This window comes from Pseudomonas sp. PA27(2017) (genome assembly GCF_001945445.1).
Lineage (GTDB): Bacteria > Pseudomonadota > Gammaproteobacteria > Pseudomonadales > Pseudomonadaceae > Aquipseudomonas.
The window spans coordinates 105,829-128,891 of the sequence record NZ_MSXW01000002.1 but is presented as its reverse complement, the minus strand read 5'-3'; the positions used below and the strand labels follow the sequence as shown (position 1 = coordinate 128,891).

Below are 23,063 nucleotides of genomic sequence, written 5' to 3'. Positions count from 1 at the left end.
AACTCTCCATTTTCTTATCAGAAGGAACACCGAAGCACCAAAAATTTATTTTCTACAAGCTCAGCCACAATGTACCGAGGAGAACTTTCCACCGAACTCGACTCAATCAAAATATAATTCTTTCCGCTAAAAAAAAAGGGATACAAATAATACTTGTAAGAAAAATCTTTTACCCCACCAACGAAAGCCAAATTTCTGTAGCCCAATTCAATAGCCTCCCTGACCTGGTCGAAACTTACATTTTTTTCACTCCCTGCCCACGCCTCACCATATATCCAGAAAATATCACCATCACCTTCATCAACCTCAGCGTAGGATCCTGCAACGATCTCAACAGTTCGAGGATGACCACTATTATCAAGATCAAGCGTATAATATGAAACTTGGCGCACGCTTACCCCACCTTGCTTCTCTACTAACACCTTATCCTTATTAAACTTGTAAAAAACCACACCATTGGCTTCGCCTTCTCGAGACTGAAGAGAACCATTAACCCACGGCCTCAACACATTGTGCAGAAATTGGCCTTCACTACTCGAAACAAGCTGTTTGACACCACTATTCACATCAAGGCAAATTTGATCTTTTACCTCCTCCCCCTGACCTAGCCAAACTGTGATAGATTTAGAGATAGATAAATCATATCGCCCAGAAGTAAAATCCGACCTTGGCAACGATTCCTTTGCAAAAGCCTTGAACTCAAAAGTCAGCGAAAAGAAAATGGGAACCACAAGAAAAACATAAAAAAAACATCGAGCAACCAAACCATACAAACTAATCATCAAGCATTGCTCCTAAATTTAACTTTTCCAACAGCTTCTCAAAAAGCCCTTTCAACATTAACCATCCAACTTCAAGCTCAGCAAGTATTAAAAACAGCAACTAACAGCACCATTCAACAAGGTCCAGCCATGCATATAAGGCGAATCGCTTTATCGTTCAACTAAGCTCTCCGCCGCGTGCTGCCGTAGTGGGCTTAAAAAATAATCGATTATCTTCCGCTTATCCGTCTTTACTTCTGATCGCACAGCCATACCTGGCGATAGCGAAATACTGCTATCTCCTACCTGAATGGTATTTTTCTTTAGCTGTATCCGTGCGCTGTAAACCAAACCCAGCTTTTCATCCTCAATCGCATCACTTGATATGCTCACCACAGTTCCGTCTACCACGCCGTACTTTGTGAAGTTAAAGGTCTCGACTTTCACTTCTACGGCCTGGCCAGGGCGTACGAAACCGACGTCCTTGTTCTCCAGCATCGCCTCAACTTCCACAGGCTGATCGCTCGGGACAATCACCATCAGAGGCTGGGCCTGAGTCACGACACCGCCTTGGGTATGGATCGCCAGTTGCTGGACAGTCCCATCAACGGGAGCAGTGAGTTGCGTGAGTCGGTTACGTTGCTCAGCCTTCCGCAGTTCTTGAGTGAGGCTTGCAGCACGAACGTCCGCATCATTCTGCAGATCGAGCATCGCCCTGCGCGTTTGGGCCAAGACACCTGTGCGCTGCTGCTGCGCGGCCTTCAACGCGGCTTCCAGCTCGCTGATTCGCGCTTTTTGCTGGGCCAGCTCACGCTCTTGATCGAGCAGAATCTGCTCTTTCTCCAGGTAGGCGTGTTTGGCGACAAATTGCTTGTCGAGCAGGCCACGGTAATCGGCTGCCAGCTCACGGGAGATAGGAAGCGTTTTGCTGAGCGCAGTGATAGAGGCGCGGAGAGAACGTACTTCAGCCTCTCGCTGCTCGATCTGAGCATCGCTTTGGTCGAGGGCTGCACGCAGCTCGAGATACTGACCTTGTACCCATCGCTGCAGACTTTCTTGCTGCGCGGGAGTGGCGTTCGCGATAAACCGGGAAACCGATGCGGGCTCGGTCTTATCCTTTATCGCCTGCAGAAGCAGTCGAGCCCGAGCGCTATCGACCTGAGCGGCGAGCAGCTCGCTGTGGAGTCGCTCAACATCCGCTCCAGTGATCTGGCTATCGAGTTCAACGAGCAGCTCACCTGCCTTCACCTGCTGGCCATCATGAACATAGATGGCCTTTACGACGGCGACCTCATTGGGCTGGATCACCTTGGTCTTGCCGCTCGGCACGATCTTGCCAGTCGCGGTGGCCACGACATCAATCTCGCCGACACAGGCCCAGACCAAGGCGAGTGCCGCGAAGACCATGATCGTCCACTGGATATAACGTGGTGCCGGGTGCACTGGCTTTTCCTGCAACGCCAGAGCAGCGGGTAGAAACTGAACTTCGTGACTTAGCCGAGGCGGCACATCCATCGCCTTGCGGTTACGCCATGAGTGTCGCCAGGCACTGCGGTAACGATTCAGTAACTCACGCTTAGCGCCCATGGCATTGCTCCTTTGCCAACGGCAGTACGCACGACGCTAGACAACTGCTCATGCCACATCCCCCTGCTGCAACCGATGCAAGCGCGAGTAATGCCCTGCCTGGTGAGTCAGCAACTCCGAGTGACTGCCCTGCTCCACGATCAGGCCACGATCCATTACAACGATACGGTTTGCATCGCGTACAGCAGAAAGCCGATGAGCGATGATGATCACCGTCCGCCCCTTACAGATGGCCTGCATGTTCTGCTGAATGACGCGCTCGGATTCGTAGTCGAGGGCACTGGTGGCCTCGTCGAAAATCAGGATGCGCGGGTTGCCGATCAGGGCCCGGGCGATGGCCACCCGTTGCCTTTGACCACCCGACAGCGATGCTCCGTGCTCACCGACGACAGTGTCATAGCCCTCCGGTAATTCGAGGATGAAGTCATGGGCCCCCGCCATCTTGGCGGCCTGCATCACAACCTCGATAGGCGCACCAGGATCGGTCAGGGCGATGTTTTCCCGGATGCTGCGTGCGAACAGCATATTGTCCTGCAGCACCACGCCGATCTGCCTACGCAGCGACGACACGTCTGCCAAAGCGAGATCCATACCGTCGACCAGCACACGGCCCCGTTCCGGGGTGTACAAACGCTGCAAGAGACGTGTCAGCGTACTCTTGCCCGAGCCCGATCGGCCCACGACACCGATCACTTCGCCCGCCTGGATCCTTAAGCTGACTCCGCGCAACACTTCAGATCCATCTGGCCGGTAGCGAAACTGCACCTGGTCGAATTCGATATCGCCTTTAAGGGGAGGCAGCGCACTGCGCGAGGCTTGGGACATTTCTGTTCGCGTGTTGAGAATGTCGCCAAGGCGCTGTACCGAGACGCCGGTTTGCTGGAAGTTCGTCCATAGCTGAGCGAGGCGCATGATCGGCTGCGACACCCGGCCAGCCAGCATGTTGAAGGCGATCAGTTGACCTACGCTCAATTGGCCTTCGATCACCAGTCGAGCGCCCAGCCATAGGGTCGCTACCGTCACCAGCTTGCCAATCAAACCGACGCTTTCGTTGGCCAGGTTCGACAGGTTCTGAGTCTTGAAGCTTGCGGCCACATAGCCGGCAAGCTGGTTATCCCACTTACGATTGACCTGGGGCTCGACGGCCATGGATTTGAGGGTGTCGATACCATTGACGGTTTCTACCAGAAACGCCTGATTTTCTGCCCCGCGTGTGAAGCTCTCGTTCAACCGCGCACGCAACACAGGCGTAATCAGCAGCGACACGATGAAATACAGCGGCAGTGACAGAATGACGACCAGAGTCAGCCAGCCGCTGTACATGAACATCACGGCGATAAACACCACCGAGAACAACACATCCAGCACCAGCGTTATCGCGTTGCCGGTCAGGAAGCTACGGATGTTTTCTAATTCCCGAACTCGGGCGACCGAGTCACCCACCCGGCGCGCCTGGAAGTAAGACAGCGGCAAGGTGACCAGATGACGAAACAATCGTGACCCCAGCTCCACATCGATTCGGCTGGCCGTGTGGGCGAAAACATAGCTTCGTAAGCCCGACAGCAATGTTTCAAAAATCATGATGCCGAGCAGGCCGATGGCAATCACGTCCAGAGTGGTCAGGCCGCGGTGCACCAGCACCTTGTCCATGACGACTTGGAAAAACAGCGGCGTCAGCAAGGCGAAGATCTGCAGGACGAAGGAAACGAGCAGCACCTCCCCTAACAGCTTGCGGTATTTGACGATCGCGGGGATGAACCAGGTGAAGTCGAAGCGCGAAAGCTCCCCCGCCATCGAGGCTTCGGATCGGATCAGCAGCAGTTCGCCCGTCCAGCGTGCCTCAAGGTCTTCTTGGGTGAGCACTTCTGGGCGCTGCGCGCGGGGATCATGAATCAGCGCCTTGCCTTCATCCATCCGGGCGATGATGAAAAAGCGTCCATCGTTATCGACGGCGATGGCAGGCAATGGCGTCTGGGTCAGTCGCGAAAGCGAGCTACGCGCGGACTTGGCTTTCAGTCCAAGCTTTTTCGCGGCCAGTAGGATTTCAGGGCGACCAAACAGTCGGCCGTCTTCGGCGTATTCGTGAGTGAGTTGTTCAGGAGAAGCGGCAACGTTATGAAAGCGCGCCAACATAACCAGGCAGGCAAGACCTGTATCCAGCTCTGCGGCTGGTCCGTGGGCAGCTGAATCGTTCAGCATTTGTGCATCCATGCATGTGGGATGGCGAAGCGCCATAGCTCATGCGGATTTTACTCGTGCGCGGCTCTAGAGCAAGATCCATAATCGCGAATTGTTCACACTATTTACTGACGATATTTACACCTGAAGAAGCCCCCACGACGCCCTCATGGTGAAGCGATTATGGTTTGAAGTAGCTGGGGTTAACGGCGATTCTCGTCAGGACCTACCGTCGGCAGGAAGTCGCGGTCAGGATCGTAATCCGCCTTCAGGTAGCCAGAAAACTCCTCCAGATCACCAACACTCAGCATGCCGGCAGCTTGCTTGAGCTTGAAGTTATCGATGATGTAGTCATACCGAAAATTGTTGTAATCCCGGACAGCCGCGTAGAGCTGCCGCTGAGCGTTCAGCACATCGGCCATATTGCGAGTTCCCACCCTCAAGCCAACTTCGTTGGCTTCCAGCGACATCCGGCCAGACTTTATGGCCTGCAGCCGCGCTGCAATTTGCTCCACTCCTACGTTGATCGCTCGATGAGAGCTTCTGGTCAGCAAAACCACTTCACGCCTCGCGTTTTCGCGATCATCTTCGCTCTTGGCCAAGAGTTCCACAGACTGGCGAACCTGCGAACGAGTCATGCCACCACTGTAGAGCGGAACGTTCAGCTCGATGCCAATGCTGCTCTGCGCGACATCATCGCGATAATCGCTGCGACCAAAATCAGATGGGTTGTTGTAGCCGAAACTGTCGTTGTCGCCTTTTCGATAGGACGCGACCACATCTACCGTCGGTGCATAGCCTGCCTTGCTCTGCCTGACTTTCTCCTCCGCGAAGGTGACCGCGTGATCGCTCGCAAGCAGGTTGAGGTTCTGCTTGGTAGCCGAATCGACCCATGACGCTGGATCGTTGGGAAATGGCGGGTTTACCGGCATGGAGTGGGCTACACCATCGATATCGATATAGTCTCGTGTAGTCAGCCGATACAGCACATCGAAGGCCTCGTCGACGTTGCGCTGAAACACCTTGGAATTCGCCCGGGCAAGGTCATAGGCAGCCTGCGCATCCAGCACGTCGGTGATGCTGGCGACACCGCCTTCGAGGCGCCCTTGCGCCTGGGCCCGCTGCTCGAGCAGAGCCGATTCCTCGGCTCGCGATGCGGCAAGGGCATCAAGTTGACGCAGCGTTTCGAAATACGCTTCAGCCGCCCGCAAGATCAGAGCTTGCTCCTTGGACGCAAGCTCCATCTCGGCCTGGGCAACTTCAGCGTGGGCAGCCTTGAGCTCGAACCAGCGGTCAAGGCGAAATAACGGTTGAGTAAGGCTTGCGCGAAGCGTCGTGCCACTTCGGGAGCGAATGAGTGAAGGGCTATCTCTATCAAGCCGGGTCGATTCGCTAACCATTCCTGCGGTGATGCTCGGCAGCAACCCCGAACGAGCTTGGGGGGTAGCCTCGGTGCGCGCCCGATACTCATGGCGTGCGGCCGAGAGTTCAGCGTCATGTAACGCCGCCTGGGTATAGACGGAAAGAAGGCTGGCCCGTGTGGGAGACGGCCTATCGGAGGCCTGGGCAAAAGATGCTATAGGTGCCAGCAATACGGCAAACAAGCCCAGGAAGCCAGAGAGATATCGCATTAACAATCCTTGTCAAAAGCCTCGGCGAGATGGCTCGCGAATCCTAAAAGATTCAAAAATCACGTCAAGCTCAAAAACTCGCTGTCGTGATCAACTTACGTATTCCAAGTGGAGTTTTTTATTGAGTGGCCCATGACCTTGGATTTTTGGATCAACGGCGAGACGACCAACAGACGAAGTACAAAGAAGTTGGAATTATTCCGGCCAAAAAGAAGGCCACCCGAGGGTGGCCTTCTTTCGTCAGATCAGAATGGCTTACGCCTTCTTCACTTCCCAACCGGTCAGCTCGGCCAGGGCCTTGCCGATGTCAGCCAGGGAACGCACGGTTTTCACACCAGCGTCCTGCAGCGCAGCGAATTTCTCGTCTGCAGTGCCTTTGCCGCCGGAGATGATGGCGCCAGCGTGGCCCATGCGCTTGCCGGGCGGAGCGGTCACACCAGCGATGTAGGAAACTACAGGCTTGGTGACGTTAGCTTTGATGTAGGCAGCCGCTTCTTCTTCAGCCGAACCGCCGATCTCGCCGATCATGACGATCGCTTCGGTCTTCGGGTCTTCCTGGAACAGCTTCAGGATGTCGATGAAGTTGGAGCCCGGGATGGGGTCGCCACCGATGCCCACGCAGGTGGACTGGCCGAAACCGGCGTCGGTGGTCTGCTTGACGGCTTCATAGGTCAGGGTGCCGGAACGCGACACGATGCCTACCTTGCCTGGCAGGTGGATGTGACCCGGCATGATGCCGATCTTGCACTCGCCGGGCGTGATCACGCCCGGGCAGTTCGGGCCGATCAGGCGAACGCCCAGCTCGTCACACTTGACCTTGGCGTCGAGCATGTCGAGGGTCGGGATGCCTTCGGTGATGCATACGATCAGCTTGATGCCGCCGAAAGCCGCTTCCAGGATCGAGTCCTTGCAGAACGGAGCCGGAACGTAGATGACCGAAGCGTCGGCGCCAGTGGCTTCAACGGCTTCTTTCACGGTGTTGAACACCGGCAGGCCCAGGTGAGTGGTGCCGCCTTTGCCCGGAGTCACGCCGCCAACCATCTGGGTGCCGTAGGCGATGGCTTGTTCGGAGTGGAAGGTACCTTGCGAACCAGTGAAACCCTGGCAGATAACCTTGGTGTCTTTATTGATCAGGACGCTCATTACTTGCCCTCCGCAGCTTTGACGACTTGCTGAGCAGCGTCGGTCAGGCTGGTTGCCGCGATGATGTTCAGGCCGCTGTCGGCCAGTACCTTGGCACCCAGTTCAGCGTTGTTGCCTTCCAGACGGACGACAACCGGAACCTTCACGCCAACTTCTTTCACTGCACCGATGATGCCTTCGGCAATCATGTCGCAACGAACGATACCGCCGAAGATGTTCACCAGAACGGCAGCGACGTTGCTGTCGGACAGGATGATCTTGAATGCTTCGGTCACGCGCTCTTTGGTCGCGCCGCCGCCAACGTCCAGGAAGTTGGCCGGCTTGCCGCCGTGCAGGTTGACGATGTCCATGGTACCCATGGCCAGGCCAGCGCCGTTGACCATGCAGCCGATGTTGCCTTCGAGGGCAACGTAGTTCAGTTCGAACTTGGCAGCGTGGGCTTCACGGGCGTCGTCTTGCGACGGGTCGTGGAAAGTCTTCAGCTTGGGCTGACGGTACATGGCGTTGGCGTCGATGTTGATCTTCGCGTCCAGGCAGTGCAGATCGCCGTCGGCCTTGATGACCAGCGGGTTGACTTCCAGCAGAGCCAGGTCGTGATCTTTGAACAGCTTGGCCAGACCTACGAAGATCTTGGCGAACTGAGCGACTTGCTTGCCTTCCAGGCCCAGCTGGAAAGCCAGCTCGCGGCCCTGGAACGGCTGAGCGCCGACCAGCGGATCGATGGTTGCCTTGAGGATCTTCTCGGGGGTTTCGTGAGCGATCTTCTCGATGTCCACGCCACCTTCGGTGGAAGCCATGAACACGATACGGCGGCTGGAGCGGTCAACGACTGCGCCCAGGTACAGTTCCTTGGCGATGTCGGTGCAGGACTCGACCAGGATCTTGGTGACAGGCTGGCCATTGGCGTCAGTCTGATAGGTCACCAGGCGCTTGCCCAGCCAGTTGGCAGCGAAAGCCTTGGCGTCTTCCTTGCTCTTGACCAGTTTCACACCGCCCGCTTTACCGCGGCCACCAGCGTGTACCTGAGCCTTGACGACCCACTCGGTACCACCGATTTTTTCGCAGGCCTCAGCGGCCTCTTCCGGGGTGTCTACGGCGAAGCCCTTGGATACGGGCAGGCCGTATTCAGCGAACAGCTGCTTACCCTGATACTCGTGAAGATTCATGCTTGTCTACCGTCTTCGTTTAGGTATTGCGCATCGGCGCCGCACTCACGTGCCGCACCACCTGTGACCACCATTAGGCAGTCCGGCGCACATTCCGTGTCGAGCCGAGCCCGACCCAGGCAACGCGCCGTGGTTCTATGCCAGAGAACGCCTGAAAAACGCCGGCCCGAAGGCCGGCATGCGACGTCTTAGCGCTTCTTGCGGTTGGCGATGTGAATCGCGCCACCGTTGACTGCCAGCGCGGCTTCGTGCAGCGCCTCGGACAGGGTCGGGTGCGAGAACACCATCATGCCCAGGTCTTCGGCACTGGTACCGAATTCCATGCCGATGGCGCCCTGCTGTACCAGCTCGGCCGCGCTTGGGCCGATGACGTGAACGCCCAGCACGCGGTCGGTGTTGGCGTCAGCGATGACCTTGACGAAACCGCCGGTATCGTTGGCAGCCATGGCGCGGCCGCTGGCGGCGAACGGGAAGGTACCGACGTTGACGGCAACGCCTTCGCTCTTGAGCTGCTGCTCGGTCTTGCCGACCCACGCGATTTCCGGGTGAGTGTAGATGACCGACGGGATCAGGTCGTAGTTCATCTGGGCCTTGTGACCGGCGATGCGCTCGGCGACCATCACGCCCTCTTCCGAGGCTTTGTGGGCGAGCATCATGCCGCGTACCACGTCACCGATGGCGTAAACGCCCGGAACGCTGGTGGCGCACTGGTCGTCGACGAAAATGTAGCCACGCTCGTCCAGGTCCACGCCGCTGTCCGAAGCCAGCAGATCGGTGGTTACCGGGCGACGGCCAACCGCAACGATCAGCTTGTCGAAGACGATTTTCTGTTCGCCAGCCGAGTCGGTGTAGTTGACGGTGACTTGCTTCTTCTTGACTTCGGAGCCGGTAACGCGCGCACCCAGCTTGATGTCCAGGCCCTGCTTGGTCAGGGTCTTGAAGGCTTCCTTGGCGACTGCTTCGTCAGCGGCCGGCAGGAACTTGTCCAGCGCTTCGAGAACGGTCACTTCTGCGCCCAGGCGAGCCCATACGGAGCCCAGCTCCAGACCGATGACGCCAGCGCCGATGACGCCCAGCTTCTTCGGCACGGCCTGGAATTCCAGGGCACCGGTAGAATCGACGATGACGTCCTGATCGACCGGAGCCGGCGGGATGTCGATCGGACGCGAGCCGGAGGCCAGGATCACGTTCTCGGCTTCGACGACGGAAGTCTTGCCATCCTTGTCGGTGACTTCGACTTTCTTGCCGGCCAGCAGTTTGCCGTGGCCTTCGAGCAGGGTCACGCCGTTGGCCTTGAACAGGCCGGCAACACCGCCGGTCAGGTTCTTGATGATGGTGTTCTTGCGACCGACCATGGCCGGTACGTCGATGCTCACGCCCTTGGCGCTGATGCCGTGAACGGCGAAACCGTCCTGGGCTTCATGGAATTTCCAGGAGCTGTCCAGCAGCGCCTTGGAGGGAATGCAACCGACGTTCAGGCAGGTGCCGCCCAGTGCGATCTTACCGTCCTTGTCCTGGTACTTCTCGATGCACGCGGTCTTGAGACCGAGTTGAGCGGCCTTGATGGCGGCAACATAGCCGCCAGGGCCGGCACCGATGACTACCACGTCGAATTTCTGGCTCATAAAAGATTCCTTTTAGCGTAAAGCTTCGAGCTCGAGCCGCGGACGAAGGCCCTGTAGGGCGCAGCGTCCACGACCCGCAGCTGCGTTTAGATGTCCAGCAGCAGACGCGCTGGGTCTTCCAGCAGGTTCTTGATGGTCACCAGGAAGGTCACGGCTTCTTTACCATCGATCAGGCGGTGATCGTAGGACAGCGCCAGGTACATCATCGGGCGAATGACCACTTGGCCGTTCACGGCAACCGGGCGCTGGATGATGTTGTGCATGCCCAGGATCGCGGCTTGCGGCGGGTTGACGATCGGCGTCGACATCATCGAACCGAAGGTACCACCGTTGGTGATGGTGAAGGTACCACCGGTCATTTCCTCGATGGACAGCTTGCCGTCGCGGGCTTTCTTGCCGTAGGCGGCGATACCGGCTTCGATGTCGGCCAGGCCCATCAGTTCGGCGTTACGCAGAACCGGAACAACCAGGCCACGGTCGCTGGAAACGGCTACGCCGATGTCCTGGTAACCGTGGTAGACGATGTCGTTGCCATCGATCGAGGCGTTGACCGCCGGCAGACGCTTCAGCGCCTCGGTAGCCGCCTTGACGAAGAAGGACATGAAGCCCAGGCGAGTGCCGTTGTGGGCTTTCTCGAACTGATCCTTGTACTTCGAACGCAGCGCCATGATCTCGGACATGTCGACTTCGTTGAAGGTGGTCAGCATCGCCATGTTCGACTGGGCTTCGACCAGGCGACGGGCAACGGTGGCGCGAACGCGAGTCATCGGCACGCGCTTCTCGGTACGGTCGCCAGCGCCGGTTACTACCGGGGCTGCGGCAGCGGCGGTTGCAGCAGGCTTGGCAGCAGGAGCGTTCTTCTTGGCTTCAACGGCGGCGACTACGTCTTCCTTGGTCACACGGCCGCCCTTGCCCGAACCGCTGATGCTGTTCGGATCGATGCCGTTCTCTTCAGCCAGCTTGCGAGCGGCTGGCGAGAGGATCTGGTCGTCACCGCCAGCAGCGGCCGGCGCAGCGGCAGCCTGGGCCGGCGCAGCAGCGGCTTGAGCAGGTGCGGCGGCCGGAGCGGCAGCGCCACCTTCGGTCAGCTTGCCCAGCACTTCGTTGGAGAGGACGGTGTCGCCTTCGTTCTTGACGATCTCGGCAACCACGCCATCGGCCTCGGCCAGCACTTCGATCACGACCTTGTCGGTCTCGATGTCGACGATCAGCTCATCGCGCTTTACCGCTTCGCCCGGCTTCTTGTGCCAGGTGGCCACGGTGCCGTCGGCGACCGATTCGGGGAATGTAGGGGCTTTGATCTCGATAGCCATTGTGTTCTGTTCCTTAAATTCGGTGGTTTCGAGGAAGCGGCCTCAACGGGCCGCCTCCTTCGCGATGGCATTAAACGGTGAAGGCATCCTGCAGCAGTTTTTCCTGCTGTTCGGCGTGCATGGACGCATAACCACAGGCCGGAGCGGCCGAGGCATCACGCCCGGCATACTCGAGCACCAGCGACTTCTTGTGCGCCGAAGCGGCACGACGCATATGGTGCTGGCTGCAGTACCAGGCGCCCTGGTTCATCGGCTCTTCCTGACACCAGACGATGTGCTTGAGGTTCTTGTACGGTGCGAGAACCTCGGCCAGGTCGTCTTCCGGGAACGGATACAGCTGCTCGATACGCACGATGGCGATATCTTCGCGGCCTTCGGCGCGGCGTTTTTCCAGCAGGTCGTAGTAGACCTTGCCGCTGCACAGCACCAGACGCTCGACCTTTTTCGGGTCGATGGCATCGATTTCCGGGATGACGGTCTGGAACGAACCTTCGGCTAGATCCTCCAGAGTCGATACGGCCAGCTTGTGGCGCAGCAGCGACTTGGGCGTCAGCACGACCAGCGGCTTGCGCAGCGGGCGAATGACCTGACGGCGCAGCAGGTGGTAGATCTGCGCTGGCGTGGTCGGTACCGCGACCTGGATGTTCTGCTCGGCGCACAGCTGCAGATAACGCTCCAGGCGTGCCGAGGAGTGCTCCGGGCCCTGCCCTTCATAACCGTGCGGCAGCAGCATGGTCAGGCCGCACAGACGACCCCACTTGGTTTCGCCGCTGGAAATGAACTGGTCGAACACCACCTGGGCGCCGTTGGCGAAGTCGCCGAACTGAGCTTCCCAGATCACCAGCGCATTTGGCGTGGTGGTGGCATAACCGTATTCGAAAGCCAGTACCGCTTCTTCCGACAGGAAGGAGTCGTACAGGTCGAAACGCGGCTGACCTTCGTACAGGTTCTGCAGTGGCAGGTAGGCCGAACCATCCTTCTGGTTATGCAGTTGTGCATGACGGTGCGAGAAAGTACCGCGACCCACGTCCTGACCGGTGATACGGATCGGGTGACCTTCGACCAGCAGGGTCGCGTAGGCCATCGTCTCGGCGTAGCCCCAGTTCAGCGGCAGGCCACCGGCGCCCATCTTGCCGCGGTCTTCGTAGATCTTGCCGACCTGACGCTGAACCACGAAACCGTCCGGAGTCTGCAGCAGTTTGCTGGACAGCTCTTGCAGGGTCTTGAGGTCGAAGCGGGTGTCGTGACGCGCGGTCCAGGCATGGCCCAGGTACGGACGCCAGTCCACGAACAGTTCCTTGTTCGGCTCCTTGACCAGGCTCTTGACCACGTGCTGACCGTTGTCGAGCGCCGTGCGGTACTCGTCCACCGGAGCCTGCACCGCTTCGGCGGTCAAACGACCACCGCCGGTCAGGGCGTCGGCGTACAGTTCGCGCGTGGTGCGCTGTTTGGCGATCTGCTGGTACATCAGCGGCTGGGTGCCACTCGGCTCGTCGGCCTCGTTGTGGCCGCGGCGACGGTAGCAGACCAGGTCGATCACCACGTCACGCTTGTACTGCATGCGGTAATCGACGGCCAGTTGGGTAACGAACAGCACGGCTTCCGGATCATCGCCATTCACATGGAAGATCGGCGCCTGGATCATCTTGGCGACGTCGGTGGCGTACTCGGTGGAACGCGCGTCGTCGGCCCGGTTGGTGGTGAAGCCAACCTGGTTGTTGATCACGATGTGGATGGTGCCGCCCGTCTTGTAGGCACGGGTCTGCGACATCTGGAAGGTTTCCATGACCACGCCCTGACCGGCGAATGCCGCGTCACCGTGGATGGAAATCGGCACGACCTTGTCGCCGGTCGCGTCACTGCGACGATCCTGGCGAGCACGTACCGAACCTTCGACCACCGGAGAAACGATCTCCAGGTGCGACGGGTTGAACGCCAGCGCCAGGTGCACTTCGCCACCCGAGGTCATCACGTTCGAGGAGAAACCCTGGTGGTACTTCACGTCACCGGAGCTCAGGCCTTCGACCTTCTTGCCTTCGAACTCGTCGAACAGGTCGCGCGGGTTCTTGCCGAAGGTGTTGACCAGCACGTTCAGACGGCCACGGTGGGCCATGCCGATGACGATTTCCTTGGTGCCGTAGGAGCCGGAGCGCTGGATGATCTCGTCCAGCATCGGAATCAGGCTCTCGCCACCTTCCAGACCGAAGCGCTTGGTGCCCGGGTATTTGGTGCCCAGGTACTTTTCCAGACCTTCAGCAGCGGTGAGGCGCTCGAGCAGGTGGCTCTGCACCTCGGCGGAGATCTGCGGGCGACCACGAACGCTTTCCAGACGCTGCTGGAACCAGCTGCGCTGATCGGAATCGACGATGTGAGTGAACTCGGAGCCGATGGTGCGACAATATGTCTGATGCAAAGCGTCGCGGATTTCCCGCAAAGTTGCTTCTTCTTTGCCGATTGCCAGACCACCCGTGCGGAAGGTGGTATCCAGATCCGCGTCGGTAAGGCTGTAATGGCTGATCGACAGATCAGCAGGAACAGGACGCTGCCACAGCCCAAGCGGATCGAGCTGAGCCGCCTGGTGGCCACGCATGCGGAATGCCTGAATCAACCGCAACACTTCGACCTGCTTCTTCTCGTGTTCGCTGCTCACTGTCCCGGCAGAAGCCGGCTGAGCGCGACGCTGGTTCTTGGCCAGCAACACGAAATGATCACGAATCGTCGAGTGCGATACGTCATTGGCGGTGCTGCCTTCGGACGGCAACTTATCGAAATAAGTGCGCCACTCTTCCGGCACGGCGTTGGGATCGTGCAGGTAGAGCTCATAGAGCTCCTCCACGTAGGCAGCGTTACCACCGGATAGGTGGGCACTGTCCCACATGCGCTGCATCACGCTTTCTTGCATGCTTGGTCACCCTCGGTAAGGGGACACCACCGGCGAGGACACCGACTGGCTTTCGAAGTCATGTTGCAGCGACTTCAACAAGCCACCAAGAATCCCGCAGATAGTCCGGGCACCAGCCCGAATGCCCCTGCTGGTCGTCATATTTTTCGTATGAGGGCGTTGGCGGCTAGGCCAACGTCCTGGCGATACTGCAACACCGACATTACGTCGGTGCGGCAGGTGTTACGGGTACAGCTAAAGAACGGTGAATCAGGTGCCGCTTTGCAGCAGCATGTTGCGTACGTGACCGATGGCCTTGGTCGGGTTCAGACCCTTGGGGCACACGTTCACGCAGTTCATGATCCCACGGCAGCGGAACACACTGAATGGATCATCGAGCGACGCCAATCGTTCCGCGGTCTTGGTATCACGGCTGTCGGCCAAGAAGCGATAGGCCTGCAGCAGTGCAGCCGGGCCCAGGAACTTGTCCGGGTTCCACCAGAACGACGGGCAGCTGGTCGAGCAGCATGCACACAGGATGCACTCGTACAGGCCGTCGAGCTTCTCGCGCTCTTCCGGCGACTGCAGACGTTCGATGGCCGGAGCCGGCGTGTCGTTCTGCAGGAACGGCTGCACCTTCTCGTACTGTTTGTAGAAGATGCTCATATCGACGACCAGGTCACGAATGACCGGCAGGCCAGGCAGCGGGCGGATCACCAGCTTGTTGCCCTTGACCACGCTGGAGATCGGCGTGATGCAGGCCAGGCCGTTCTTGCCACTGATGTTCATGCCGTCGGAGCCACAAACGCCTTCACGGCAGGAACGACGGTAGGAGAAGCCTTCGTCCTGTTCTTTGATGAGCGCCAGGATGTCCAGCACCATCAGGTCTTTGCCGTCGATGGTGATGTCGAAGTCCTGCATGAACGGCGCTTTGTCCGCTTCCGGGTTGTAGCGATAAACGCTGACTTTCAAGCTTTTGCCAAGAGACATGGTAGCCACCCTTAATAAGTACGAACTTTGGGTTCAAACGCCGGTACGGTCTTCGGCGAGAAGTTGACATCGCGCTTGGCGACACGTTTCTCACCCGGGAAGTACAGGCTGTGGCACAACCAGTTGGTGTCGTCACGGTCTTCGAAGTCTTCACGGGCGTGAGCACCGCGGGACTCGGTACGGGTGTCAGCTGCGATGGCAGTGGCTTCGGCGACTTCCAGCAGGTTCTGCAGCTCCAGCGCTTCGATACGCGCGGTGTTGAAGGCCTGGCTCTTGTCGTTGATCTTGACCTTGGCGATGCGCTCGCGCAGGTCGGACAGCTGAGCGATGCCCTTCTTCATGTATTCGCCAGTGCGGAATACGCCGAAGTAGTTCTGCATGCACGACTGCAGTTCGCGCTTGAGCGTGGCAACGTCTTCGCCACTGCTGCGCTCGTTGACGCCAGCCAGACGGCTCAGCGACAGCTCGATGTCGGTTTCGCTGGCACCACGGACTTCCACGCCTTCTTTCAGCGCTTTTTCCAGGTGCAGGCCAGCGGCGCGGCCGAACACCACCAGGTCGAGCAGCGAGTTGCCGCCCAGACGGTTGGCACCGTGAACCGATACGCAAGCCACTTCGCCTACGGCGAACAGACCTTCGATGATCTTGTCGTTGCCGTTGGCATCCTGGGTGATCGCCTGGCCATGAATGTTGGTGGCAACGCCGCCCATCATGTAGTGGCAGGTCGGAATGACCGGAACGGGCGCGACGACCGGGTCGACATGGGCGAAAGTCTTCGACAGTTCGCAGATGCCTGGCAGGCGGCTGTGCAGCACTTCCTCGCCGAGGTGGTCGAGCTTGAGCAGTACATGGTCCTTGTTCGGGCCACAGCCGTTGCCGGCGATCACTTCCTTGACCATGGAACGGGCCACAACGTCGCGACCGGCGAGGTCTTTGGCGTTGGGCGCATAACGCTCCATGAAGCGCTCGCCATGGGCGTTGATCAGGTAACCACCTTCACCACGGCAGCCTTCGGTAACCAGTACACCAGCGCCGGCGATACCGGTCGGGTGGAACTGCCACATTTCGATGTCCTGCACCGGCACGCCAGCACGCAGGGCCATGCCCACGCCGTCGCCAGTGTTGATCAGGGCGTTGGTGGTGGAGGCGTAGATACGCCCAGCACCGCCGGTGGCCAGAACCACGGCTTTGGAGCGAATGTAGACGGTTTCGCCGGTTTCGATGCAGATGGCGATGACACCGACGATGGCGCCGTCCTGGTTCTTCACCAGGTCGACTGCGTACCACTCGTTGAGGAACGAGGTGCCGGCCTTCAGGTTGGCCTGGTACAGGGTGTGCAGCAGCGCGTGACCGGTACGGTCGGCAGCGGCGCAGGTACGAGCGGCCTGAGTCGGATTGTCCGGACCCTTGGACTGGCCACCGAACGGACGCTGATAGATGCGGCCCTGCTCGGTACGGGAGAACGGCAGACCCATGTGCTCGAGCTCGAACACCGCTTCCGGGCCGACGGAACACATGTATTCGATCGCGTCCTGGTCGCCGATGTAGTCGGACCCCTTGACGGTGTCGTACATGTGCCAGCGCCAGTCATCGTTCGGATCGTTCGAGGCGATGGCGCAGGTGATGCCGCCCTGGGCCGAAACGGTGTGAGAACGGGTCGGGAAGACCTTGGTGACCACTGCTGTCTTGTGACCGCCTTGCGCCAGCTGCAGAGCAGCGCGCATACCGGCACCGCCACCACCGACGATGATGGCGTCATAGGAAAGAGTACGAATGCTAGTCATGAATCAGAAACCCCAAAGAATCTGCACGCCCCAGACGAAGAACACGAACATGGCGATGCCACACGCGGCCTGGAACAGAAAACGCACAACGGTTGCCCACTTGCCCAGCGCGGTCGGCGTCAGGTAGTCGGTGGAGATGGTCCACATGCCGACCCAGGCGTGAACGCCGAGCGCCACGAGAGTCAGCAGGCTGAAGATGCGCATTGCATTATTGGAGAACAGGCCATGCCATTCGGCGTAGCCCATGCCTGGATTCAGGACGATGTAGCCCAGCAGAAACAGGACATAAGCCGCGAGCACGACCGCAGAAACGCGTTGAGCCATCCAGTCGTAGAGACCCGAACGCGAGAAATTCGTGACGTTAGTTACCATATCCATACCCCCAGCAGCACGATCAGGATCGCCGATACGACGAGAACGATTTTGGAACCCAGCTTGCCGCCTTCCAGCGTCTCACCGACTCCAGCATCCATGATCAGGTGGCGCACACCGGCCACCAGGTGGTACAGCAGAGCGGACAACAGTCCCCAGATCACGAACTTGGCCAGCGGGCTGGTCAAGCATTCTTTCACCTGCGCGAAGCCCTCTTCCGAAGACAGCGATTTGTCGAGCCCGAACAGCAGCACGGCAATGCCGAGGAAAAGGATCACGCCAGATATACGGTGAAGAATGGACGTGTAAGCAGTGACTGGGAGTTTTATCGTCCGAAGGTCTAAGTTTACAGGTCGTTGGCTATTCACGGCTTTATTATCACACTGAGAGCCCCAGCTATCAGGGCTGAGTTGTCGGGAAGCGCACTGGTCAGGTACCCATCACCCAAGAAGTGACAACCACCAGAAACCGGGCTCAAGGCCCTTGGCAGTCGGGCGCAGAGTATAGACAGTTAGGTCGCTAATGACAACGCGGATACCTCGACCTAATAGCGATTGCGTCAAGCCTGAAAATGGCGTAATAGGGCGCGCCTTTTTGTCGCAGGCAGGGCACTCAAACCCTTCTATTGCCTGGGTTTTCGCAAATTGACTTTCAGATTCATAACACTATAGTGATGCGGGCCCTGCGTGGGGGGCCGACTGATGATTCCAAGCATAACTAGGAGGCCACACATGGCTGACAAAAAAGCGCAGTTGATCATCGAGGGCGCAGCCCCCGTCGAGCTGCCCGTTTTATCCGGCACCGTTGGCCCAGATGTGATCGACGTGCGGAGCCTGACTGCCACGGGCAACTTCACCTTCGACCCCGGCTTCATGTCGACCGCATCGTGCGAGTCGAAGATCACCTACATTGATGGTGACAAGGGCGTACTGCTGCACCGCGGCTACCCCATCGAGCAACTGGCCGAGAAAGCCGACTACCTGGAAACCTGCTACCTGCTGCTCAACGGCGAACTGCCGAACGAAGAGCAGAAGGCCCAGTTCGTCAGCACCATCAAGAACCACACCATGGTTCACGAACAACTGAAGACCTTCTTCAACGGCTTCCGTCGTGACGCCCACCCGATGGCCGTCATGTGTGGTGTGGTCGGCGCCCTCTCCGCCTTCTACCACGACTCCCTCGACATCAAGAACCCGCAGCACCGCGACATTTCCGCGATGCGCCTGGTCGCCAAGATGCCGACCATCGCTGCCATGGTGTACAAGTACTCCAAGGGCGAGCCGATGATGTACCCGCGTAACGACCTGAACTACGCGGAAAACTTCCTGCACATGATGTTCAACACCCCGTGCGAGACCAAGCCGATCAGCCCAGTGCTGGCCAAGGCCATGGACCGCATCTTCATCCTGCACGCCGACCACGAACAGAACGCTTCCACCTCCACCGTGCGCCTGGCGGGCTCCTCGGGTGCCAACCCGTTCGCCTGTATCGCTGCCGGTATCGCCGCGCTCTGGGGCCCGGCCCACGGCGGTGCGAACGAAGCCGTACTGGCCATGCTGGACGAGATCGGCGACGTATCGAACATCGACAAGTTCATCGCCAAGGCCAAGGACAAGGACGATCCGTTCAAGCTCATGGGCTTCGGCCACCGCGTCTACAAGAACTTCGACCCACGCGCCCAGGTCATGAAGCAGACCTGCGACGAAGTGCTGGCCGAACTGGGCATCAACGACCCGCAGCTGGAACTGGCCATGAAGCTCGACGAGATCGCCCGTAACGATCCGTACTTCAAGGAGCGCAACCTGTACCCGAACGTCGACTTCTACTCGGGGATCATCCTCAAGGCGATCGGCATTCCAACCAGCATGTTCACCGTGATCTTCGCCCTGGCGCGCACCGTCGGCTGGATCTCGCACTGGAAAGAAATGCTCTCCGGCCCGTACAAGATCGGCCGCCCGCGCCAGCTGTACAGCGGCCCGACCCAGCGCGACATCAAGAAGTAAGCTTCTTGCGCTGAGCCCGCTGTGACAAGAAAGCCCATATCCACGGATATGGGCTTTTTCGTTTCTGTCCCTGTCGCTCAGGCTTTATCATGGCGCCCTGTTTCCACAACCGGGCCGTTCATGAAATTCGCCATCGCCCTGTTTTCACCGCCTTCGGCGCCCTCCTCCCGCCGCGCCCTGCGTTTTGCAGAAGCAGCGCTGAACGGTGGCCATGAGATCGTGCGCCTGTTCTTCTACGCCGATGGCGTGCACAGCGCCTCGGGCACTATCGTCAGCCCTCAGGATGAGACCGACGTCGCGCGCCAGTGGCGTGAATTCGTCGCCAGCAACGGGCTCGACGGCGTGGTGTGCATCGCCGCCGCCTTGCGTCGTGGCGTGCTCGACGAACAGGAAGCGCGCCGTTACGAGCGCGAAGCGGCCAACCTGCCCGCACCCTGGGTGCTGTCCGGCTTGGGTCAGTTGCACGAAGCAGCTCAAGAAGCTGACCGGCTGATCTGCTTCGGAGGTGACTGAGATGAGCCAATCCCTGCTGATCATCAGCCGCCAGGCGCCCTGGAACGGCACCGGCGCCCGCGAAGCCCTGGATATCGCCCTGGCCGGTGGCGCCTTCGACCTGCCCATCGGCCTGCTGTTTCTCGATGACGGCGTACTACAGCTGGCTGTCGGGCAAGCGCCCCAGGCCGTGCAGCAGAAAGACCTCACCGCCAACCTGCAGGCCCTGCCGATGTTCGGCGTCGAAGCGCTCTATGCCTGCGCCCATAGTCTGGCGCAGCGCGGCCTGAGCGAAACCTCGCTGGCCGTCGAACGCCTGGACACCGACGGTCTGCGCGCCCTCATCGACCGCTATGACCAGGTGATCACGCTGTGACGAAGACCCTGCACGTACTCTCCAGCTCCCCGTTCAGTAACGACCGCCTGAGCAGCTGCCTGCGCCTGCTGGGCAATGGTGACGGCCTGCTGCTGTGCGGCGACGCCACTTACGCCGCACAGCCCGGCACCCAACACGGCGAAGCGCTGGTAGCGCTGCAAGGCGTCGCGCTGTATGCCCTGGCCGAAGACATCAAGGCCCGCGCCCTGCAGCCTGGTGCCGGCATCGAACAGATCGACTATCCGGGCTTCGTCGCCCTCGCCTGCCGATTCAGCAAGGTGAACACCTGGTTATGAGCGCCCTGACCGTCAACGACCGCCCCATCGATCTGGACAAGGACGGCTACCTGCTCGACCTGCAGGACTGGTCCGCCGAGGTCGCCACCGCGCTGGCCGCGCGCGAAGGCCTGGAGCTGAGCGCCGAGCACTGGGAAATCCTCGAATTGCTGCGCGCCTTCCATGACGAATTCCAACTGTCGCCGGCCAACCGCCCGCTGATCAAGTACGTCGCCCTCAAGCTCGGGCCGGACAAGGGCAACAGCCTGCACCTCAACCGCCTGTTCAACGGCGCTCCCGCCAAACTCGCCGCCAAGCTGGCGGGCCTGCCCAAGCCGACCAATTGCCTATGAACCTGATCACCCCCGAAGAACACCCGTTCGCCACCTTCGTGCGCATTCTCGGCAAGGGCAAGCGCGGCGCGCGCAACCTGACCCGCGAAGAAGCTCGGGATGCCATGGGCATGATTCTCGACGGCAAGGTCGAGGACGCCCAGCTCGGCGCCTTTCTGATGCTGCTGCGCCACAAGGAAGAAAGCGCCGAGGAAATGGCCGGGTTTACCGAAGCGGTGCGTGCCCGCCTGGCTGAACCCGCCATTCAGGTCGACTTCGACTGGCCTACCTACGCCGGCAAGAAGCGCCACCTGCCCTGGTTCCTGCTCGCCGCGAAAGCGCTTGCAGACAGCGGTCTGCGCATTTTCATGCACGGCGGCGGCGCGCATACCGCCGGGCGCCTGTACAGCGAGCAATTGCTCGGCGAACTGGATATTCCGCTGTGCCGCAATTGGGACGAGGTTTCGCGCAATCTGGAGCACCGTAACCTGGCCTTCATGCCGCTGGGCGACTGGATGCCCGCCCTGCAACGCATGATCGACCTGCGCAACGTACTGGGCCTGCGCTCACCGATCCACTCGCTGGCGCGCATTCTCAACCCGCTGGCGGCACGTTGCGGCTTGCAGAGCATCTTCCACCCCGGTTATCAGGCCGTGCACCGCGAGGCCAGCCAGTTGCTCGGTGATCACACCATCGTGGTCAAGGGTGACGGCGGCGAGATCGAGCTGAACCCGGATGCCGTCTGCCATCTGTATGGCACCGAGCACGGCAACAACTGGGACGAAGACTGGCCGATGCTCTCCGAGCGCCGTCACGTCAAACCCGAGCGTCTCGACCCGGCTCACCTGCAAGCCGTGTGGCGCGGCGAGGCCGAGGATGCTTACGGCCAGTTGGCCATTATCGCCACCATGGCGCTGGCTCTGCGCGGGCTGGGTCTGAACCGAGAAGCCGCGTTTGCCGAGGCGGATAAACGCTGGCAGGCACGGAATATATCGAAACAGCCGATTCGTTGAACCCGGTTTTTACGGCCTGGGTCGATAGCTGACTGGGTAGACTCCAGGCATCGACTGAAACGGGGGTAAACGACATGGGCTTGCTGATCGAAGGCCAATGGCACGACCAGTGGTACGACACCGGCGCGGGCGGGCGCTTCAAGCGCGAGAACGCCCAGCGCCGCAACTGGATAACCGCAGACGGCGCGGCCGGACCATCCGGCGAAGGTGGCTTTGCCGCCGACGCCGGCCGCTATCATCTCTATGTATCGCTGGCCTGCCCCTGGGCGCACCGCACCCTGATTCTGCGCACCCTCAAGGGCCTCGAGCCGCTGATCGAGGTTTCGGTGGTCAGTTGGCTGATGCGCGAGAATGGCTGGACCTTCGACCCGGAACACGGCTCCAGCGGCGACGCCCTGGACGGTTTCGCCTTCCTGCACCAGCGCTACACCGAGGACGACCCGGAATACACCGGTCGGGTCACCGTGCCCCTGCTGTGGGACAAGCAGCAGCAACGCATCGTCAGCAACGAATCGGCGGAGATCATCCGCATGTTCAACTCGGCGTTCGATGGCATCACCGGCAACCGTCTGGACTTCTACCCCGAGCCCCTGCGCGGCGAAATCGATGCGCTCAATGCACGCATCTACCCGGCAGTGAACAACGGCGTTTATCGCGCCGGCTTCGCCACCACCCAGGCGGCCTACGAAGAAGCGTTCGATGAGCTGTTCGCGGAGCTGTCGGTGCTGGAAACCCGCCTGGGGCAATCGCGCTACCTGACTGGCGAGTACCTGACCGAAGCGGACTGGCGACTGTTCACCACCCTGGTGCGCTTCGACGCCGTGTACCACGGCCACTTCAAGTGCAACCTGCGGCGCATCGCCGATTACCCGAACCTCAGTAACTGGCTGCGCGAGCTCTACCAATGGCCCGGCGTGGCGGCGACCGTGGATATGTGGCACATCCAGCACCACTACTACGCCAGCCACCAGACCATCAACCCGACCGGCATCGTGCCCAAGGGCCCGGCGCTGGACTTCGACGCGCCCCATGATCGCGAGCGCCTGCCAGGCAAAGGCGTTCATAGCCACACTTGAGCAAAGATGTAGCCCGGGTCGAGCGAAGCGACACCCGGGCTCTTCCCCACGATTGAACGATAATC

General features: G+C 59.7%; 20 protein-coding genes. 7 read left to right on the top strand and 13 right to left on the bottom strand.

The window, feature by feature from the left end; translation table 11 throughout:
* Positions 1-17 precede the first annotated feature (17 nt).
* The 13 genes from BVH06_RS25180 to sdhC form a co-directional block, all read right to left on the bottom strand.
* On the bottom strand, positions 18-782 hold the full coding sequence (locus BVH06_RS25180) for a hypothetical protein (protein WP_139315521.1): 765 nt from the start codon (positions 780-782) through the stop codon (positions 18-20).
* A gap of 150 nt (positions 783-932) precedes the next feature.
* Positions 933-2,348 (bottom strand): HlyD family type I secretion periplasmic adaptor subunit, encoded by a 1,416-nt coding sequence (locus tag BVH06_RS00620; protein ID WP_075932839.1) that lies wholly within the window; start codon positions 2,346-2,348, stop codon positions 933-935.
* 48 nt (positions 2,349-2,396) lie between these two features.
* Complete coding sequence (locus tag BVH06_RS00615) at positions 2,397-4,547, bottom strand: type I secretion system permease/ATPase (protein WP_075932838.1); 2,151 nt, start codon at positions 4,545-4,547, stop codon at positions 2,397-2,399.
* A 182-nt stretch (positions 4,548-4,729) separates the two neighbouring features.
* Positions 4,730-6,157 carry a TolC family outer membrane protein gene (locus BVH06_RS00610; RefSeq protein ID WP_075932837.1) on the bottom strand — a complete coding sequence of 476 codons (1,428 nt, stop codon included), beginning with the start codon at positions 6,155-6,157 and terminating at the stop codon, positions 4,730-4,732.
* 255 nt (positions 6,158-6,412) lie between these two features.
* On the bottom strand, positions 6,413-7,300 hold the full coding sequence (sucD, locus tag BVH06_RS00605) for a succinate--CoA ligase subunit alpha (protein WP_070887729.1): 888 nt from the start codon (positions 7,298-7,300) through the stop codon (positions 6,413-6,415).
* Positions 7,300-8,466, bottom strand: coding sequence for an ADP-forming succinate--CoA ligase subunit beta (gene sucC / locus BVH06_RS00600; protein ID WP_070887730.1), 1,167 nt, complete (start codon positions 8,464-8,466; stop codon positions 7,300-7,302). Before sucC ends, sucD begins: the two co-directional genes overlap by 1 nt.
* Before the next feature lie 188 nt (positions 8,467-8,654).
* Positions 8,655-10,091 (bottom strand): dihydrolipoyl dehydrogenase, encoded by a 1,437-nt coding sequence (gene lpdA, locus BVH06_RS00595; protein ID WP_075930113.1) that lies wholly within the window; start codon positions 10,089-10,091, stop codon positions 8,655-8,657.
* A gap of 86 nt (positions 10,092-10,177) precedes the next feature.
* Positions 10,178-11,404: a 2-oxoglutarate dehydrogenase complex dihydrolipoyllysine-residue succinyltransferase gene (odhB, locus tag BVH06_RS00590; protein ID WP_075932836.1), complete on the bottom strand. Its 1,227-nt coding sequence runs from the start codon at positions 11,402-11,404 to the stop codon at positions 10,178-10,180.
* Between the two features lie 70 nt (positions 11,405-11,474).
* Positions 11,475-14,306 (bottom strand): 2-oxoglutarate dehydrogenase E1 component, encoded by a 2,832-nt coding sequence (locus BVH06_RS00585; protein WP_075930111.1) that lies wholly within the window; start codon positions 14,304-14,306, stop codon positions 11,475-11,477.
* A gap of 249 nt (positions 14,307-14,555) precedes the next feature.
* A complete protein-coding gene (locus BVH06_RS00580) occupies positions 14,556-15,275 on the bottom strand; it encodes a succinate dehydrogenase iron-sulfur subunit (protein ID WP_013791587.1) in 720 nt (239 codons plus the stop codon).
* An 11-nt stretch (positions 15,276-15,286) separates the two neighbouring features.
* Positions 15,287-17,059 carry a succinate dehydrogenase flavoprotein subunit gene (gene sdhA, locus BVH06_RS00575; protein ID WP_075930110.1) on the bottom strand — a complete coding sequence of 591 codons (1,773 nt, stop codon included), beginning with the start codon at positions 17,057-17,059 and terminating at the stop codon, positions 15,287-15,289.
* 3 nt (positions 17,060-17,062) lie between these two features.
* Positions 17,063-17,431: a succinate dehydrogenase, hydrophobic membrane anchor protein gene (sdhD, locus tag BVH06_RS00570; protein WP_075930109.1), complete on the bottom strand. Its 369-nt coding sequence runs from the start codon at positions 17,429-17,431 to the stop codon at positions 17,063-17,065.
* The gene (sdhC, locus tag BVH06_RS00565; RefSeq protein ID WP_042553720.1) at positions 17,425-17,799 is read right to left on the bottom strand and encodes a succinate dehydrogenase, cytochrome b556 subunit; all 375 of its coding nucleotides are present in this window, start codon (positions 17,797-17,799) and stop codon (positions 17,425-17,427) included. The genes sdhD and sdhC overlap by 7 nt, the downstream gene beginning before the upstream one ends.
* Positions 17,800-18,162: 363 nt before the next feature.
* On the opposite strand from sdhC, the gene gltA reads away from it, so the two are divergent.
* From gltA to BVH06_RS00530, 7 genes are all read left to right on the top strand, one after another.
* Positions 18,163-19,434, top strand: coding sequence for a citrate synthase (gene gltA / locus BVH06_RS00560; RefSeq protein ID WP_075932835.1), 1,272 nt, complete (start codon positions 18,163-18,165; stop codon positions 19,432-19,434).
* Positions 19,435-19,554: 120 nt separating this feature from the next.
* Entirely contained in the window at positions 19,555-19,947 is a 393-nt protein-coding gene (gene tusD / locus BVH06_RS00555) for a sulfurtransferase complex subunit TusD (RefSeq protein ID WP_075930107.1), read from the top strand.
* Position 19,948: 1 nt separating this feature from the next.
* Complete coding sequence (gene tusC, locus BVH06_RS00550; protein WP_075930106.1) at positions 19,949-20,302, top strand: sulfurtransferase complex subunit TusC; 354 nt, start codon at positions 19,949-19,951, stop codon at positions 20,300-20,302.
* The gene (gene tusB / locus BVH06_RS00545; protein WP_075930105.1) at positions 20,299-20,598 is read left to right on the top strand and encodes a sulfurtransferase complex subunit TusB; all 300 of its coding nucleotides are present in this window, start codon (positions 20,299-20,301) and stop codon (positions 20,596-20,598) included. Before tusC ends, tusB begins: the two co-directional genes overlap by 4 nt.
* Positions 20,595-20,930: a TusE/DsrC/DsvC family sulfur relay protein gene (locus tag BVH06_RS00540; protein ID WP_075930104.1), complete on the top strand. Its 336-nt coding sequence runs from the start codon at positions 20,595-20,597 to the stop codon at positions 20,928-20,930. The genes tusB and BVH06_RS00540 overlap by 4 nt, the downstream gene beginning before the upstream one ends.
* Positions 20,927-21,922, top strand: a complete 996-nt coding sequence (locus tag BVH06_RS00535; protein ID WP_075932834.1) for a glycosyl transferase family protein — start codon at positions 20,927-20,929, stop codon at positions 21,920-21,922. The genes BVH06_RS00540 and BVH06_RS00535 overlap by 4 nt, the downstream gene beginning before the upstream one ends.
* Before the next feature lie 74 nt (positions 21,923-21,996).
* A complete protein-coding gene (locus tag BVH06_RS00530; RefSeq protein WP_075932833.1) occupies positions 21,997-22,998 on the top strand; it encodes a glutathione S-transferase family protein in 1,002 nt (333 codons plus the stop codon).
* Positions 22,999-23,063 lie beyond the last annotated feature (65 nt).